Source organism: Pontixanthobacter aquaemixtae (assembly GCF_009827395.1).
GTDB lineage: Bacteria > Pseudomonadota > Alphaproteobacteria > Sphingomonadales > Sphingomonadaceae > Pontixanthobacter > Pontixanthobacter aquaemixtae.
Map to the genome: position 1 here is coordinate 385096 of NZ_WTYX01000001.1, position 16923 is coordinate 402018.

16 protein-coding genes are annotated in these 16923 nt (G+C 59.2%); 9 read left to right on the forward strand and 7 right to left on the reverse strand.

Translation table 11 applies throughout. From position 1 onward, the window contains the following. The 9 genes from ftsZ (at nucleotide 1) to GRI41_RS01865 (ending at nucleotide 10478) form a co-directional block, all read left to right on the forward strand. Nucleotides 1-1695, forward strand: coding sequence for a cell division protein FtsZ (ftsZ, locus tag GRI41_RS01825; RefSeq protein ID WP_160602944.1), 1695 nt, complete (start codon nucleotides 1-3; stop codon nucleotides 1693-1695). Nucleotides 1696-1810: 115 nt separating this feature from the next. After that, complete coding sequence (locus GRI41_RS01830; protein ID WP_160602945.1) at nucleotides 1811-3676, forward strand: SPOR domain-containing protein; 1866 nt, start codon at nucleotides 1811-1813, stop codon at nucleotides 3674-3676. A 150-nt stretch (nucleotides 3677-3826) separates the two neighbouring features. Further along, the gene (locus GRI41_RS01835; protein ID WP_160604573.1) at nucleotides 3827-4333 is read left to right on the forward strand and encodes a type III secretion system chaperone family protein; all 507 of its coding nucleotides are present in this window, start codon (nucleotides 3827-3829) and stop codon (nucleotides 4331-4333) included. A 29-nt stretch (nucleotides 4334-4362) separates the two neighbouring features. Continuing rightward, nucleotides 4363-5163 carry a pyrroline-5-carboxylate reductase family protein gene (locus tag GRI41_RS01840; RefSeq protein WP_160602946.1) on the forward strand — a complete coding sequence of 267 codons (801 nt, stop codon included), beginning with the start codon at nucleotides 4363-4365 and terminating at the stop codon, nucleotides 5161-5163. A 129-nt stretch (nucleotides 5164-5292) separates the two neighbouring features. After that, nucleotides 5293-6039 carry a Bax inhibitor-1/YccA family protein gene (locus GRI41_RS01845; protein ID WP_160602947.1) on the forward strand — a complete coding sequence of 249 codons (747 nt, stop codon included), beginning with the start codon at nucleotides 5293-5295 and terminating at the stop codon, nucleotides 6037-6039. Between the two features lie 156 nt (nucleotides 6040-6195). Further along, nucleotides 6196-7278: a hypothetical protein gene (locus tag GRI41_RS01850; protein WP_160602948.1), complete on the forward strand. Its 1083-nt coding sequence runs from the start codon at nucleotides 6196-6198 to the stop codon at nucleotides 7276-7278. Nucleotides 7279-7329: 51 nt separating this feature from the next. After that, entirely contained in the window at nucleotides 7330-8385 is a 1056-nt protein-coding gene (gene obgE, locus GRI41_RS01855; RefSeq protein WP_160602949.1) for a GTPase ObgE, read from the forward strand. A gap of 54 nt (nucleotides 8386-8439) precedes the next feature. Next, nucleotides 8440-9573, forward strand: coding sequence for a glutamate 5-kinase (gene proB, locus GRI41_RS01860; protein WP_160602950.1), 1134 nt, complete (start codon nucleotides 8440-8442; stop codon nucleotides 9571-9573). After that, on the forward strand, nucleotides 9570-10478 hold the full coding sequence (locus GRI41_RS01865; protein ID WP_160602951.1) for an NAD-dependent epimerase/dehydratase family protein: 909 nt from the start codon (nucleotides 9570-9572) through the stop codon (nucleotides 10476-10478). Before proB ends, GRI41_RS01865 begins: the two co-directional genes overlap by 4 nt. Here the strand turns inward: GRI41_RS01865 and GRI41_RS01870 are convergent. From GRI41_RS01870 to metC, 7 genes are all read right to left on the reverse strand, one after another. Beyond that, on the reverse strand, nucleotides 10475-11260 hold the full coding sequence (locus GRI41_RS01870) for a phosphoadenylyl-sulfate reductase (RefSeq protein ID WP_160602952.1): 786 nt from the start codon (nucleotides 11258-11260) through the stop codon (nucleotides 10475-10477). The genes GRI41_RS01865 and GRI41_RS01870 overlap by 4 nt on opposite strands. Next, nucleotides 11253-11729, reverse strand: a complete 477-nt coding sequence (locus tag GRI41_RS01875; RefSeq protein WP_160602953.1) for a DUF934 domain-containing protein — start codon at nucleotides 11727-11729, stop codon at nucleotides 11253-11255. The genes GRI41_RS01870 and GRI41_RS01875 overlap by 8 nt, the downstream gene beginning before the upstream one ends. Then, the gene (locus GRI41_RS01880; protein ID WP_160602954.1) at nucleotides 11722-13350 is read right to left on the reverse strand and encodes a nitrite/sulfite reductase; all 1629 of its coding nucleotides are present in this window, start codon (nucleotides 13348-13350) and stop codon (nucleotides 11722-11724) included. Before GRI41_RS01880 ends, GRI41_RS01875 begins: the two co-directional genes overlap by 8 nt. Nucleotide 13351: 1 nt before the next feature. Further along, a complete protein-coding gene (locus GRI41_RS01885) occupies nucleotides 13352-13648 on the reverse strand; it encodes a DUF2849 domain-containing protein (RefSeq protein WP_160602955.1) in 297 nt (98 codons plus the stop codon). Beyond that, nucleotides 13645-14457, reverse strand: coding sequence for a uroporphyrinogen-III C-methyltransferase (gene cobA / locus GRI41_RS01890; RefSeq protein WP_160604574.1), 813 nt, complete (start codon nucleotides 14455-14457; stop codon nucleotides 13645-13647). The genes GRI41_RS01885 and cobA overlap by 4 nt, the downstream gene beginning before the upstream one ends. A 129-nt stretch (nucleotides 14458-14586) precedes the next feature. After that, nucleotides 14587-15717 (reverse strand): mechanosensitive ion channel family protein, encoded by a 1131-nt coding sequence (locus GRI41_RS01895; protein ID WP_160602956.1) that lies wholly within the window; start codon nucleotides 15715-15717, stop codon nucleotides 14587-14589. Next, nucleotides 15714-16922, reverse strand: coding sequence for a cystathionine beta-lyase (metC, locus tag GRI41_RS01900; protein WP_160602957.1), 1209 nt, complete (start codon nucleotides 16920-16922; stop codon nucleotides 15714-15716). The genes GRI41_RS01895 and metC overlap by 4 nt, the downstream gene beginning before the upstream one ends. Nucleotide 16923: the final 1 nt, after the last annotated feature.

Here is a 16923-nt window from a genome sequence, read left to right on the forward strand (position 1 = left end):
ATGAGCATCAATATTGGTCCGGCAGCATCCGACGAGCTTCGCCCGAAAATCACCGTCATCGGTGTAGGCGGGGCTGGCGGCAACGCGATTGCCAACATGATCGCCGCGGAAATTGAAGGCGTTGATTTTATCGTCGCAAATACCGACGCGCAAGCGCTGAACAATGCAGCGACAGACTCGCGCATCCAGCTTGGCCCCGACATTACCGGCGGGCTTGGCGCAGGTGCACGGCCAGAGGTTGGCAAGGCAGCAGCCGAAGAAACCGTCCAGGAAATCGAAGATGCGCTCGAAGGCGTGAATATGTGCTTCATCGCTGCCGGTATGGGTGGCGGCACCGGCACCGGCGCTGCGGCTGTGATTGCCGAAGCTGCGCGGCGTAAAGGCGTTCTGACCGTCGGCGTGGTGACCAAGCCGTTCCTGTTTGAAGGCACGCGGCGCATGCGTGCGGCTGAATCCGGGATCGAAGAGCTGCAGAAGCATGTCGATACGCTGATCGTCATTCCCAACCAGAACCTGTTCCTGGTAGCGAAAGCCGACACCACTTTCAAACAGGCGTTCGAGCTGGCCGATGAAGTTCTCCAGCAAGGTGTGCGTTCGATCACTGATCTGATGGTCATGCCCGGCCTGATCAATCTCGACTTCGCCGATGTGAAGTCGGTGATGGAGGAAATGGGCAAGGCAATGATGGGCACTGGCGAGGGTGAAGGCGAGAACCGTGCGCTCGAAGCCGCAGAGCGTGCGATTGCCAATCCATTGCTCGATGGCGTTTCGATGCAAGGTGCCAAAGGCGTTATCATTTCGATCATCGGCGGCGAGGATATGAAACTTCTCGAAGTCGACGAAGCGGCAAACCATATCCGCGAATTGGTCGACGAAGATGCGAACATCATTTGGGGTTCCGCATTCAATCCCGATCTGGACGGCAAGATCCGCGTATCGGTCGTCGCAACGGGTATCGAAGCGGGTGCGGGTGCGGTTGACAGCACGGGCGAAACGCATTCGCTTTCGCTCGGCGCATCGCGCGCGCCCAAGCGTCCAGTGCTCGATCTGCCGGAAGAGGATGAAGCGGACGAAGAACAGTTTGATGCGCCAGCACCGGCATCGCTGACTGAACTTTCGTTGGATGATGAACTTGAAGACGAAGATTCCGAGGAGGGCGATGTCGATGGTATCGTCGATCCGCTCGCCGGACTTCGTCAGAATATCCCTGAACCCTACGAAGCGGACGAAGAAGAGAACGCTCCGGTTGAAAGCGAAGGTGCACTTTCCGGTGGTGCTTCGCTCGATGCGGCAGACGAGGCAGGCTCGGGCGGTGAGGACGACTGGGATGATGTGCCGGAAGCGACAGCGGAGGCTGCTTCGGAAGAGCCTCAATCCGACGAAGCTCCTCTCGATCTAACCGCCGAGGCGGACGGGGAAGAAAACGCGGCTGCTCAGGACGATCTGCTCAGCAATGCAGACAAGCTCGCCGATGACGATGAACCGCTTCAGGTACATACTGGAGGGAAACGTCGCGGTTTGGTCTCCGGCAATGATGGCGGCGGCGCGGGCAGCACTCTGTTCGAACGGATGGCCAATCTGTCCAGAGGTTCGAGCGGATCCGATTCTGACGACGAAGAAGACGAAGATGATGAGGGCGACGATGGCGGCGCGCTCAACATTCCACGTTTTCTGGGGCGTCAGAACAACCAGTAGCATCCACTGACATGCAGCCTTCAGGTTGTTCCGCCTTGGTTCAGCCCTTGCGTGACAAGGCACAGCCGATGTGCGGATATTTGAAACAGAAGGCAGGGTCGCTTTGCCACTCGTGATGCAGTCCCACCAACACCGGCATTTTGCAAAGCCGCATCGCAGAGGCGCGCTCACCGCCGGTCGCGCGGCTGCGGCTGTCCTTATTGCGGTTTCGTTCAGTGCGCCCGTTTCTGCGCAGCAATCTGGCGATCCCGTGTCACGCGCAGTGGTCCAGCCGCTTCCGCCGGAAGGAACCAGCCAACTTAACGAAGCGCTGCGCAGGCTTGCCCGCGACTCGCGTGATGTCGATGCCCTGATCGATGCGGGAAATGCATCGCTGACGATTGACGATGTTGAGGCCGCGATCGGGTTCTTCGGGCGGGCGCAGGAACTGTCGCCGGGAAATCCCCGAGTGAAAATCGGACTGGCTGGGGCCTATGTCCGGCGCCAGCGTCCGATTGATGCGCTGCGACTGTTCGACGAAGCGCAGGCTGCGGGCGCATCGACTGACTCGCTCGCGGCTGACCGGGCGATGGCCTATGATCTTGTCGGCGATAATGAAGCTGCGGCGAGCTATTACCGCGAAGCTCTGGCGCGGCGCGAAAATCCCGATACTCGCCGCCAACTTGCGCTCAGCCATGCGATTGCGGGCAATCGCGAGGCGTTTGAGGCGGTGCTGTATCCGCTGATCGAGAAAGAGGATTTCGCAGCCTATCGAACGCGCGCCTTCGGTCTTGCGATCCTGGGGGATGAGGACGAGGCAATTGCCATTACCGAAGCGGTGATGCCGCGCGATCTGTCCGCACGGATCGCGCCCTATCTGCGCTATATGCCGCGGCTGACCAAAGCGCAGCAGGCCGCTGCGGCCAATTTTGGTGTGTTTCCACGCGCTGCCCAGATCGGGCGCGATACGCCGCAAATTGCCCAATATGCAGGCAGAACGGGCAGCCGAAGCCCCGATGCCCGTCTTGCACCCCAGGGCGAACCATTGGGGCGGCGCACCGCTGACAACAGCAGTCCGCGCCGCCGCCCCGATCGTGGGAGCAGTTCGGTCGATGCTGAGCCGGCCATTACCGAAGCTGAAGCCGCGCGGTTGGCCAAAGCGGATCGGGCGGCGGCGTCTGACCCAATGGCCCGATCGCGCGCGCCAACGCGCGTGCGAGTCAGGCGGGACACCGAATCCGAGGAACCACAAGCTGCCATTCCGGTGCCTGCAACTCCACCCGCAACCGCGCCGACGAATCTGACGGAGAATGCTGCGCCGGCCAGAGCCGCTCGCGGCGAATTGGCGCCAACTGCTGCACAACCCGTTCCCACGGTTTCCCAGCCGGTTGTTCAACCCGCCGCGCCGGTGGTTATCGCTGCTATCGAGCCTGCTCAAAGTGGGAGAAGCGATCAGACAGATGCGGGCGCAACGACCGCCTCTCCGGCAGCGGCGAATTTCGATCTTGCGAATGTGGAGCGCAGCCCTGCACGTCCGGCAACTGACACTGCGGCTAGCCAGACGGCTGGTTCCGACGATTCCGATCCGGCACCGGCAAGCGTTGCCGATGCATTTGCGGATTTCTCGTTCGAGCCAAGTGCGGCTGAAGTTCCTGTGGGCGGGGTTGATATCACGACAATCAAGCCGCGCAGAGAGGTCGAAAGAGCGGCAACGGCGCAGCCGGAGAAACCGCAACATCCGCGTCGCTTCTGGGTGCAAATCGCAACCGGACAAGACCGTGACAGGCTAAAATTTGACTGGCGCAGGCTTAGCCGTAACGCCGATGGCGCGCTTGATGCATTCTCACCCCATGCGGCAACTTGGGGGCAGTCAAACCGCTTGCTCGCCGGCCCCTATGATAGCCAAAGCGCCGCACGTAACGCTGTGAATTCGCTCAAGAACTCTGGTGTGGATAGCTTCACCTTCACAAGCGCCGAAGGCGAAGTGGTCGATAAGCTCTGACCGCTGCGAGGGCGCCGATTTTGCGCCCAAGCCCGTTTTACACAAGCTTTGAACAAGCAAGATGACTTCTCCCCAGCGCTGCGATTGCGCTTCATTGCAACTCGCCCGCTGCCGCTTCATTCCGATGGGTATGATCAATGGCATCCCCCTATGCGCCTGACCACGCCCAGCTTCTCCGCAAATGATGACGCAGCACCGGTAGATATGCTGGCGGCCTTGTTCGAAGCGCGCGGCTGGCCGTTTACGACGCAATCCGGCGACGAGATTGTCGGCGAGATCCAAGGCAGCTGGGCAAAATACCAATTGCGCGCTGTGTGGCGCAAGGAAGACAATGTGCTGCAGGTCCTGTGCCTGCCCGATGTTCGCGTTCCGGCAGAAAAACGCGCCGCTGCGGTGGAATTGCTGGCGATGGTCAATGAACAGATTTGGCTCGGCCATTTCGATGTTTGGTCAAAAGGCGGTGTGCTGGTTTACCGCAACGGGGCGATGCTTGGCGGTGACGGGCTTCTTGGGCTGGATCAGGCACAGGCACTGGTCGAAACCGCAATCGAGGAATGCGACCGCTTCTACCCGGCATTTCAGTTCGTTCTGTGGGGTGACAAGTCGGCCAGCGATGCTCTTGATAGCGCGCTTGTGGACGCGCTTGGCGAAGCTTAGATTGATGCCTCGGCATTAAAGGCGCGGCTATGACATTTGCAAAAATCCTGATTGTTGGCTTCGGCACCATGACCGGGGCGATGGTCGATGGCTGGCTGGCGGCAGGCTATGCCCCTTCGCGTTTTGAAATCTATCACCCGCGCAAAAGTGAAGTTGCGCATGGATTGGCAGTCCACAATGACTGGCCAGAGGCGCATTTCGACGCGGTTTTGCTGGGCGTAAAACCGCATATGGTTGACGATGTGGCCGCCGGTCTTGAACCGCTTTTGGGCCCTGACACGATATTGCTATCGGTGCTCGCCGGTGTGGAATTGTCGAGTTACATCTCGCGGTTTCCGCGCACGGGCGGGATCGTGCGCTTCATGCCAAATCTTGCTGCCGCGCTGGGGAAATCGCCAAATGCGCTGATCGCCAATGGCTTGTCCGCCAGCGCTAAGGAGGCGGTTACGCAATTGGCCAGCGATCTCGGCACCGCGGAATGGGTTGAAGATGAGAGCCAGTTTGACCTGGTGACGGCGCTGGCCGGATCGGGCCCGGGATTTGTTTACCGGTTTACCGACGCTCTGGCAGCAGGTGCAGCCGCTCTCGGTCTGCCCGAAGATCAGGCACAGCGTTTGGCGGTTGCGATGGTCGATGGGGCAGGGGCGCTTGCCGCTGCGTCGGAGTTCTCGCCCGGAGAACTGGCGCAGCGTGTGGCGAGCCCCGGCGGTATGACCCAGAAAGGTCTGGATATTCTCGACGATCAGGGCGCGCTCAACCAATTGATGACCGAATGCTTGCGCGCTGCGCGCGATCGCGGCGCTGAAATGGCTGCCGAAGCGCGCGAATAACCGCAAAAAGTGGTTAATTATCAATGCCGGAATTTCTCCGGTTTTCCTTGAAAAACGCGCGGCAAAGCCCCATTATTGGAAAAGAGAGCCGGACCTATTGCGGTCCCGGAACTAAGGAGTTTGAATCAAATGGCTGATTGGAACCAGAACCAGCACGAAAGGCAGGGCTTTGGCACTGCACCTGACGCGCGGGGGGACGTCACCGATAACACTGTTATGGATCAAGGGCTGCGCAAGCACATGCTCTCGATCTACAATTACATGGCATCGGGTGTGTTGCTGACTGGCATCGTTGCCTTGGCTTCGGTTGCATCGGGAATTACCGGCGCATTGGTCGGATCGGGCATTTGGTTCGTAATCGCGCTGTCGCCAATCGCCTTTGTATTGCTGATGAGCTTTGGCGCGAACAAGTTCAGCGCTGGCGCTTTGCAGGTTATGTTCTGGTCTTACGCCGCTGTAATGGGCGTGGCCCTGTCGACGATTTTCCTGATCTATAGCCCAGGCTCGATTGCGGTGACGTTCTTTGCGACGGCGGGTGCATTCGCAGGGCTTAGCTTGTGGGGATACACCACCAAGAAAGACCTGTCCGGCATGGGCAGCTTCCTGATTATGGGTGTTGTCGGCCTGATCATCGCATCGCTGCTCAACGCGTTTCTGATCGGTTCGCCCGGTCTGGAACTGGCAATTGCCGCGCTGGGTGTGCTGATTTTTGCCGGTCTTACCGCCTACGACACGCAGCGCCTGAAAGCGGAATATTTCCACTTCCGCGGCACCGAATGGGCGAAGAAGTCGATCATTCTTGGGGCGCTCAGCCTGTATCTCGACTTCATCAATATGTTCATGTTCTTGCTGCGCTTCCTCGGAAGCCGCGAATAACGAACCACCGCATATTTGACTCAACTGAACCTGCCCGGAGTGCAAAGCGCATTCCGGGCATTTTCTTTGCGCGGCTTGCGCATTAGGGTGGCGCTTCATGCCAGCGTAATGCAGGGTGTGGGAATGCTTTGGATCGGCTTTGGAGGGCCCCACTGAATGTTCGTAGCGAACAAAACGAAAATTCGCCTTGTTGCAGTAACTATGGGGCTCGCGATGCTGGCCGGGTGTGTAACACCGCCGCCACCGCCTCCACCGCCGCCACCGCCTCCGCCACCGCCGGTTGAAATCATTCCGCCGCGCCCCACACCTCCGGGCGGTGCAGCGGATAATATGTACATCCCGCCACGCGGGCTCGACGGGATTCGCAGGACTGTGAATTACGGGATTTCGACGTCGCAATCGATCTGGAACCTGCGATCGGCAATCAATGTCGCAACGCTGAATTGCACCGAACCGCAATATGCAGGATTGCTGCCAGCCTATTCCTCGTTTCTGGAACGCAACCGCACCGCGCTGAGCCGCACGAACAACGCCATCCAAAGCGAATACCGCGCGAATTATGGGTCGTCCTATCGCGATGCATTTGATGGCTATATGACGCAGGTTTATAATTACTTCGCGCTCCCCCCGGCCAAGACCGCTTTTTGCGATACAGCGCTGCAGGTGGCCACCGATGCTATGGTTGCCGATCCGGCAAATCTGGAATTCTTCGCGCTCAACAATCTCCCGCGCCTGGAACAGGTGTTTGACGGCTTCTACACCAGTCTGGAGCAATACCGCGTAGACGTGGCTGCGTGGGATGCACGCTATAACCCGAACCGCGCGGTCGTTTCTGGGTTTGCTCCGTCCACTACTATAACCACCGTGCAGCCAGTTGGACCAACCACTGCTCCGGTAACCGGACCGGCAGTTGGATCGGTGACGGGACCGGTTACGGGGCCAGTGGCTGGCCCTTCGATTGAGCCGAGTAGTTCGATTTTCGATGTCGAGGTTGCGCCCTCGGAAAGTGCAGCTGAGCCTGTGATTATCGCACCGCCCGCAACAACCAGCAGCGATCCGATACCCGGCTTTGCGGTCGATCCGACAACAGGAACTGCACCCGCACCCGCGCCGGTCATTACGCCTGCCCCGGCGCAACCTGCCGTCCGCTTTGTAAGCGAGCCTGTCGTGCAGGGCACAGACGAAGGCTCCGGCGATTCTGCTGACGAAAGCGGCGGGGTTGGCAACGGCGACCAATAGACCTGCGAGTACTTCTGGCTTCTGCGGGGCATAGGCCCTAAAGGCGCAGCCATGCATTTTCTCGACCAAGCCAAGATCTACATCAAGTCCGGCCAAGGCGGCCCGGGGGCTGTCAGCTTCCGGCGCGAGAAATATGTCGAATATGGCGGACCAGATGGGGGCAATGGCGGCAAGGGCGGAGACATTGTTTTCGAAGCTGAGCAAGGCCTCAATACCTTGATCGACTTTCGCTATGCGCAGCATTTCAAAGCGAAGCGTGGCGGGCACGGCATGGGCCGCGATCGGACGGGCGCCGGGGCCGATGATCTGGTGATCAAAGTCCCCGTTGGCACGCAGATTTTGTCCGAAGACAAGGAAGATATACTCGCGGACTTTACCGAAGTCGGCCAGCGTGTTGTGTTTCTGGAGGGCGGCCAGGGCGGCCGCGGCAATGCCAGCTACAAAAGCTCTACCAATCGCGCTCCGCGCCAGCATCAGCCGGGCGAACCGGCGGAGGAAATGTGGGTCTGGCTTCGCCTGAAATTGCTGGCCGATGTGGGTTTGCTGGGCCTGCCCAATGCCGGCAAATCGACCTTCATCAACCAGATCACCAATGCCAAGGCGAAGGTCGGCGACTACGCTTTTACCACGCTGGTGCCCAAACTTGGCGTGGTCCACCACAAAGGCCGCGAATTTGTGATCGCGGATATTCCAGGTCTGATCGAAGGTGCATCGGAAGGAGCGGGGATTGGCGACCGGTTTCTTGGCCATATCGAGCGTTGCCGTGTGCTGATTCATCTGGTTGATATCGCCGGCCCTGATCCGGCGGACGCCATGAAAACGGTTCAGGACGAACTTGCAGCGCATGGCGAAGGCTTGGTGGACAAACCGCAACTCATCGCGCTTAACAAAACCGATTTGGCCGATGACGAGTTAGTTGCAGGCTTCGCAGAGGAGCTTGCAGATGCGGGCGCAGAGCGCGTCTTTGCGGTGTCAGGCGCAACCGGGGACGGGATGGAGGAATTGCTCAATGCGGTGCTTTCCTATCTGCCCGACCGGACATCGACCGAAACCAACGCGGTGGAGGAAGAGAATGTCGATGAAGCGAAGCCTTGGTCGCCCATCTGATTTCTTCGCGGCGCGATGCTTCAAAAAAGCCGCGCTGCCCGCTAATCCCTTCCAATGGCGATTGAGCATATCCATCACCTGACAGAGGCAGACCATTGCCAGACGCTGGTCCTGAAAATCGGATCGGCGCTGTTGGTCGATGGCGATGGCCATCCGCGCAAGGATTGGCTCGATGCGCTGGTTCGTGAAATTGCCGGTTTGCGGGCGGGCGGTCAGAAAGTGATTGTTGTCAGTTCTGGGGCGATCGCGCTGGGTGCGGCGCGGCTCGACTTACCAAAAGGAGGGCGCGCCAGTCTGGCCGATGCGCAGGCGGCGGCATCTGTGGGGCAGATTGCATTGGCAGGGCTTTGGTCGGGCCTGCTGGAAGAACATGGCGTGCAAGCGGCGCAAATGCTGGTGACGCTGGACGATCTGGAAGACCGCCGCCGCTATCTCAATGCCTCATCCACGTTGTCACGCCTACTGGATGCGGGCGTGGTGCCCGTCGTGAACGAGAATGACAGCGTTGCGACCGAGGAAATCCGCTTTGGTGACAATGACCGGTTGGCCGCCCGGGTAGGGCAGGCGGCTGGCGTGGACGCGGTGCTGCTGTTGTCTGATGTCGATGGATTATACGATGGCGATCCGAAGGATTCTGGCGCAAAGCTGATTGAGCGGGTCGAAGGCGTAACGCCGGAGATTATCGCAATGGCGAGCGACAATTCGTCTTCCGGAATGGGGTCCGGCGGGATGCTGGCCAAATTGCAGGCCGCGCGGATTGCAGAGCGTGCCGGAATTACGCTGGCGATCCTCAACGGCACCGGCAATGCACCAATCGCGCGTGCTGTCAAAGAAGGTCGCGGAACGCTGTTCATGCCCCGGCGAAGCGACACTGCGCGCAAGGCGTGGCTTGGCGGCCGGATCGCGCCCGAAGGCGTGTTGACGGTCGATGCCGGATGCGCAGAGGCGCTGGGCAATGGCGCAAGCCTGCTCGCACCTGGACTGATCGAGGTTGAAGGCGCATTTGATCGCGGCGCGTTGGTGAGCATTCACGGCCCCAAGGGCGAGCGCATGGGGCAGGGGCTGGTCGAATATTCGGCCGATGAATGCCGCGCGATACTGGGCCTGCGCGAAGGCGATCAGGCGGCGAAACTAGGCTACACCCCGCGTGCCGCAGTCGTGCATCGCGATCATATGGTGCAGCTATGACCATCGCGATCACCGGGGGAACAGGCTTTGTTGGGCAAGCGGTGCTCGATGCGGCCAAGCAGCAAGGCGTCAAGGTCAGAGCCTTGGCGCGCAAAGTACCCGATGACCGGCCTGAAGTGGAGTGGGTGCAGGGTGATTTGGCCAATCAGGCTGCGCTCGAGCAATTGGCCGCGGGCGCCGGGGCGATGATCCATATTGCAGGCCTGACCAACACACCCGATCCGGGGGAATTCGAAGAAGCCAATGTCGCGGGCACGCAGGCAGTGATTGACGCGTGCAAGGCGGGACAAGTGAAGCGGTTGATCTTCGTGTCCTCGCTTTCGGCGCGCAAGCCGGAATTGTCGCGCTATGGTGCGTCAAAACTAGCGGCTGAAAAGCTCGTCGAGGCGAGCGGAGCCGACTGGACCATCGTAAGGCCGCCCGCCGTTTATGGCCCGCGCGACAATGACATGTTCGAACTGTTCAACAGCGCGCGGTTTGGCGTGGTTCCGTTGCCGCCGGGCGGTGCAACCTCGTTGATTCACGTCGATGATCTGGCCGAATTGTTGCTGGCATTGGTGCCATCGTCACCCAAGATCCGGCGCAAGTTGTTTGAGCCCCATGATGGCCGCGTCGGCGGCTGGTCACACAAGGAAATGGGCAAGGCGATTGGTGAGGCCATGGGACGGCGTGTGTTTGCGCCGCATTTGCCCAAATTCGTGCTGTCCAGCGCGGCAAAAGCAGACCGGTTGCTTCGCCGCGACAAGGCAAAGCTCACCGCCGACCGAGTCGGCTATATGTGCCATCCCAACTGGGTTGCGCGTACGGACCGCGCCGTGCCTAAGGATCTGTGGAAGCCGAAAATTCCCTCTCGCGAGGGGTTGAACGAAACTGCCCAATGGTACCGCGCGCAGGGTTGGTTCTAGAACGCCGGATCGTAACCGGGCGGCAATTCGCCTTCATCGGTAAGCGGCGTGTGGATGCCGCATTCGGTTTTGTCCCAGCCTTTCCAGCGGCCCGATCGCGGGTCATCGCCGGGTGCAACCTTATGCGTGCAGGGGCTGCAACCAATCGATGGATAACCCTGCGCCACCAAGGGATGGCGCGGCAGATCATGCGCTTCGAAATAGGCTTCGATATCCTCTGCCGTCCAATCGATCAGCGGGTTGATCTTGAGACGACCTGCAGAGTCTGACGTATCCACTTCAAAACGGGGCAGATTGGCTCTGCTGGCATTCTGGAAGGCTTTGCGCCCGGTTAGCGTGGCATCATAGTCTGCCAGTGCATTGGCGAGCGGAATAACCTTGCGGATTTCGCAGCATCCGTCGGGATCATAGGACCAGCGCAGGCCTGTTTCGTCCTTTGCAGCCAGCGTTTGCTGATCGGGCGTAAGATTGCGCAATCCGGTAAGGCCAAGCTTCGAAACAACCTCATCGCGATAAGTCAGGGTTTCGCGAAAATGCTTGCCCGTATCAAGAAACAGAACCGGAAGATCGGGCGCGACTTCGCTGATAAGGTGCAGCAAAACAGCGCTTTCCGCGCCGAAACTCGACACGGTGGCAAGCTCTCCGACTAATCCTTCTTCGATCAGTTCGCGCAGCATGTCCGTGGTATCGTGATCTTTGAAACGCGCGTTCAATCGTACCGCATCTTCTTGAGAGAAGCGCGGGCCTGTATCAATGCGATCGATGGCGCGCATATCATTCATTGCGGCCAGCACCGTGACGTAAATCCCAAATGGGTGTGCGCCCGTCAGTGGTCGCTTGATAGACTTCGGGCCAGGTTTCGAGCGCGGCCTGGGCGTCGGCCTCATTCATCGGGGTGTCGGGCTGGAAAGCGTCAAACCCGCAGCGGCGCATATTGTTGAGCTGATCAACCAGCACATCGCCCACTGCGCGGATTTCGCCCGTATAACCCGCTTCGCGCAGGATGCGGGCTGCAGAATATCCGCGTCCATCGCCGAAGACGGGGAAGTTCACTTCCACCAAGGCAATCCGGTCCAGAAGCGGCAGCAATTCACGCGCGTCGTCGCCCGGTTCGATGCGGACGGCAGAGGAATTCGATTGCTCAAGGAAAGAATCGACCGTGACGCTGGCGTGATCAACCGTTTCATCATCGCGGAAACGGAATTGCACGCCGTCTGGGCTGGAGCCGAGATCGGTTTGGGGATCAGTCATAAAGCGCCTCCTTGAACGGAGCCATACCGATGCGGTTATAGGTATCGAGGAAACGTTCCCCGTCCTCCCGCTGGGCCAGATAGACGTCGGTCACGGTGTCGACCGCATCGATTACCCCGGCCTCGTCAAAACCACGCCCGGTAATCTTGCCGAGGGAGGTATCCTCTGCCTCGCTTCCGCCGAGCGAGAGCTGGTAATTCTCGACGCCCTTCTTATCGACGCCCAGGATGCCGATATGGCCCGCATGGTGGTGACCGCAGGCGTTGATGCATCCGGAGATTTTGAGCTTGAGTTCGCCGAGCTTGTCCTGCTTGCCATTCGCCGCAAAGCGCTCGGATATCTTCTGCGCGAGCGGGATAGAGCGGGCATTGGCGAGGCTGCAATAATCGAGGCCGGGGCAGGCAATAATGTCACCGATCTGGTCGAGATTAGGCGTGCCCAGACCTGCCGCCTCGAGCTTGGTCCAAAGCGTGTGCAGATCCGCGATCTTCACATGTGGCAGGACGACATTCTGCGTATGCATCACACGGCATTCGTCGAAGCTGTAGAGCTTGGCGAGTTCCGCCATCAAATGCATTTGCTCGGCGGTCGCATCACCCGGTATTCCGCCAACAGGCTTCAGGCTGATCACCGCGCTGACATAGGAATCATGCTTGTGCCGGTGCGTGTTGCGATCAACCCACAGCGCGAAATCGGGATCGCTGCGGTCTACCGTTTTTGGGCCGTCTTCGAATGCCGGATCGGCGAAGTAAGGCTTGATCCGCTCCAACTCGGCAATTGGCGGCTCAATACCTTGCTCCAGCAGATGCGCGAATTCTTCTTCGACCTGGCGGGTGTATTCCTCTGCGCCCAATTCATGAACCAGGATCTTGATCCGCGCTTTGTATTTATTGTCGCGCCGGCCGTAGCGATTGTAGACGCGCAGGCAGGCTTCGGCATAGGTAATCAGCTGATCGAGTGGCACGAAGTCGCGGATATTCGGCGCGATCATCGGGGTACGCCCCATGCCGCCGCCGACATAGAAGCTCGCGCCAATTTCGCCGTCGCGTTCAACGATCTGGATACCGATATCGTGCAGACGCATCGCCGCACGGTCGGTGTCGCTGGCGATCACCGCAATCTTAAATTTGCGCGGCAGATACATGAATTCGGGATGGAAGCTCGACCACTGCCTTAGCAGCTCGGCATAAGGCCTTGGATCGACAACCTCATCCTGCGCAGCACCAGCGAAATGGTCCGAAGAGATGTTGCGGATGCAGTTTCCGCTGGTCTGGATCGCATGCATTTCGACCTTGGCCAGATCGGCCAGAATATCGCCTGCATCTTCCAGCTTGATCCAATTGTACTGGATATTTTGCCGCGTGGTGAAGTGGCCATAGCCGCGGTCATACTTGTCCGCGATATCAGCCAGCACGTGCATTTGCGTGCTATTGAGTGTCCCATAAGGAATGGCGACGCGCAGCATGTAGGCGTGGAGCTGCAGATAGAGCCCGTTCATCAAGCGCAGCGGCTTGAACTGGTCTTCGCTCAGTTTGCCTTCGAGACGGCGCTGAGCCTGATCGCGAAATTCGGCAACGCGGGCATCGACCATAGCTTGGTCGTATTGGTCGTACTGGTACATCTTAAATCACCCACTCGCCGATATCGGGATCGGCTGGTTTGAGAGTCAGATCGGGGCGGACGGTCGGGCCAAGCGCGCGCACGCGGTCCTTGATATGCGCGGGGCGCACACCGTTTTCGTCTTTGGTCGCCTCGATCGAATAGGGCACATTGACGCGGCGGGCTGCTTCCTCGCGCGCCATAATTGCACCCGCTTGATCGCCCACATCAACGGCGTTTTCGACATGGAGCGACCAGCTGACACCGTCCCACCAAACAACCGCGCCGGTCTTCAAATCATTGCCTGTCAGAATAATCATTCTTCTACTCCGTCAACCCAGCGGAAGCTGGGATCGCGAACGAGCTCGCGGACGATTTCGGACCGATCCCAGCCTGCGCTGGGATGACGCGACAGGCGCGCTGTTACTTCGCCAATCACGATTAAGGCGGGGCTGACCACCTGCTCACGCTCCACAAGATCGGGCAGAGCGGCAAGCGGCCCGCGCAGCACGCGCATTTCAGCACGAGCGGCGTTCTCTATGATTGCCACGGGCATATCGGGGGTCAGCCCGTCCTCGATCAGCTTTTCGGCGATCTGCGGTGCGGTTTTGACGCCCATATAGATTACCAACGTACGATTTGGTCCGGCGAGGCCAGCCCAGTTCTGGTCCTTCAGGCCTTTGCATTGGCCCGCAACGAAGCTGACAACGCTCGCGCTGTCGCGGTGCGTAAGCGCAATCTGCGCAGCGGCCGCCGCGCCATTGGCAGCGCTGATGCCGGGCACCACTTCGACCGGAACGCCCGCTGCCTGGCAATCTTCCATCTCTTCGCCGCCACGCCCGAAAATGAAAGGATCGCCGCCTTTCAGGCGCACCACGTCGTTTCCGGCGCGCGCTTCGCGGATAAGAAGCGCGTTGATCTGGTCTTGCGGCAAAGTGTGCTTTGACCGCTTCTTGGCGACCGAAACCAGCTTCGCATCGGGCCGTGCCATTGCAATGATTGCCGGATCGACCAGACCGTCATGCACGATCAAGGTGGCCGATTGCAGCAACCGCGCAGAGCGCAGCGTCAGCAGCTCCGGATCGCCGGGTCCCGCGCCGACGAGATACACTGTACCGATATTTTCCATGCGTCCGAAATGGACCCGGGGGCGATCCATCGCCAGCTAGAATGCTTGTCAGAGCAGGAAGGAAAGTTGTTGAAAGCGGATGTAACCAATGTGGAAGCGGAACTTTCGCGTGTCAGGCAGGCGGATAAATCACAATTTCTTCGGTTTGTCCTCGACCCGTTGGGCAATCGCCGCAACCAGTTGCTCCATCTGTTCGCTGCTGCGAATGTTGAGATCGCGTTGCGGGAATGGAATTTCGATTTCGCTTTCCTGAAACAGATCCCAAAGCCGCTTTAGCACTTCTGATTTAATGTTGCCGATCCCGCCTTCAGGATCAGTAATCCAGACCTGGATCACAAAATCGACAGAGCTATCTCCGTAACCGTCCAGCCAGCAAGTCGGCGGGGGCGACTTGAGCACCCGGTCGCTGTCTTTGGCAGCTTGCAGCATCAGTTTTTCGGCCAGCTTGATATCGCAATTATACGAAACCCCGACCGGAATTTGCATTCGCACATTCTTGGATGAATAGGACCAGTTCTCCACCTGATTGACCATCAGGTTTTCGTTTGGAATCAGATATTCTTTCTGGTCTCGCGTGGTGATTGACACGGCGCGAATGCCGATTTTGCGGATCTGGCCGAACGTCGTTGCACCCGCTTGATCGGCAACAGCAATTACGTCCCCCGGTTTGATCGACTTGTCCATCAGCAGGATGATTCCCGCGATCAGATTACCGAAAGTCTTCTGCAGACCGAAACCGATCGCCAAACCGAATGCACCGGAAAACACCGCGAGCGCTGTCAGATCAATTCCCAGCAGATCGATGCCTAGGAAGAACGCAGCACCCCAAATTGCGATGGTGGTCAGTTTTTCCGCCAGTAAACGCTGTGTGTCGTCAAACTTGGTTGCGCGCTTGAGCAAAGAGCCGGAAAGGCGGGTCGCGATCCATGCGAACATGATGACGAGGAAAATGACGCCGATCACGACCAAGCCGTCCCACAGCGAGATACGCATGTCGCCGACGCTAACGGCCATGGCATCGAGAGTGTCGACCATGCTGCCTACAGTCTCGCTTTTCTCTGCGACCGCGTCTTTCAGATCCCCCGCCGCATCGATTGCTTCTACCGGCTCCGCTGGTTCGGCCGTGCTCGGCGCGGTACCCTCGGCAGCGCCTCCTTCACCACCTTCAACGGGTTGCAGAACGACAGTGTCGCCTGCTTGCAGAGTTTCCTCTGCAGGCGCATCTACACTGGCAGGAGGCAAGGTGGTCCCGGTGGTCATGAATTCTCCATTGCCGCAAAGCCGTTTTCCAGATCTTCGATCAAATCGGCGGCGTGTTCCAGCCCTACCGATAGGCGAATGCCCAGATGTTCGCCAGTGCCCCATTGGACGGGCGGCCAAGTCGATGCGGTGCGGATATGTCCGGGGTCGAACGGCAAGGCCAGACTTTCAAACCCGCCCCAGCTATAGCCGATACCGAACAGGTCGAGCGCGTCCACGAAGCGTGCTCTTGCCGCCTTGTCGGCATCGCGCAGAACAAAGCTGAACAAACCGCAGCCGCCGGTGAAATCGCGTTGCCACACTTCGTGGCCGCGTGTTCCCGGCAGCATAGGGCACAGCACGTGTGAAACTTCCTTTCGGTCTTGCAGCCACCGCGCGATCTGCAAGGCGCTTTGCGAAGATCGCTCAAGCCGCAGCGCCATCGTTGGAAGTCCGCGCATGACCAGCGCCGCATCATCGGGCGAAACCACATGCCCAAGTTGCTGCGCGGTCCGGCGCAACCTGCGGTAATATCGCTCTGCGGCAGAGGCGCTGCCCATCATTACATCGGAATGTCCGCCGACATGTTTGGTCAGCGCCATGATGGATATATCGCAGCCGTGCTCCAGAGCCGCAAAACCGAGTGAACTGGCCCAAGTATTGTCGATCAGGCTGACCGCGCCCTTCTCTCGCGCTAGCCGGGCAAGGGTGGGAATATCGCATAGCTCCATCGTCAAGCTGCCCGGATTTTCGAGCATAACCGCCTTTGTCCGGTCGCAGAATTTGCTGCGATAATCATCGAGATCGAGCGGATTGAAGAAACGCGTTTCGACGCCCATTTGCTTGAACAATCCGTTCGCCATGCCGCGCGTCGGATCGTAGATATTGTCGGCCATCAACAAGACATCGCCCGCTTTCAAAACCGAAAAAAGCGCGCCGGCAAGTGCCGCGGTGCCGCTGGGGTAGAGGACCGTGCCGAACGCGCCCGGTTCCAACTTGGTCAGCGCGTCGCAAAGCGCCCACTGCGTCGGCGAGCCGCGCCGCCCGTAAAAGAACCGGCCATCCTCGTTGGTCGATTTGCCGGCTTCGAGCGCGGCAACGTCGCTATAGAGATGCGTGCTCCCGCGCCAGATAGGTGGATTGACCACTTGTCCGGTCCACTCTTCTTTGCGTCCGGCAGTCGTAACGCGCGTTTCGCGATGGTAGTTTGGATTGTCTTTTGACATA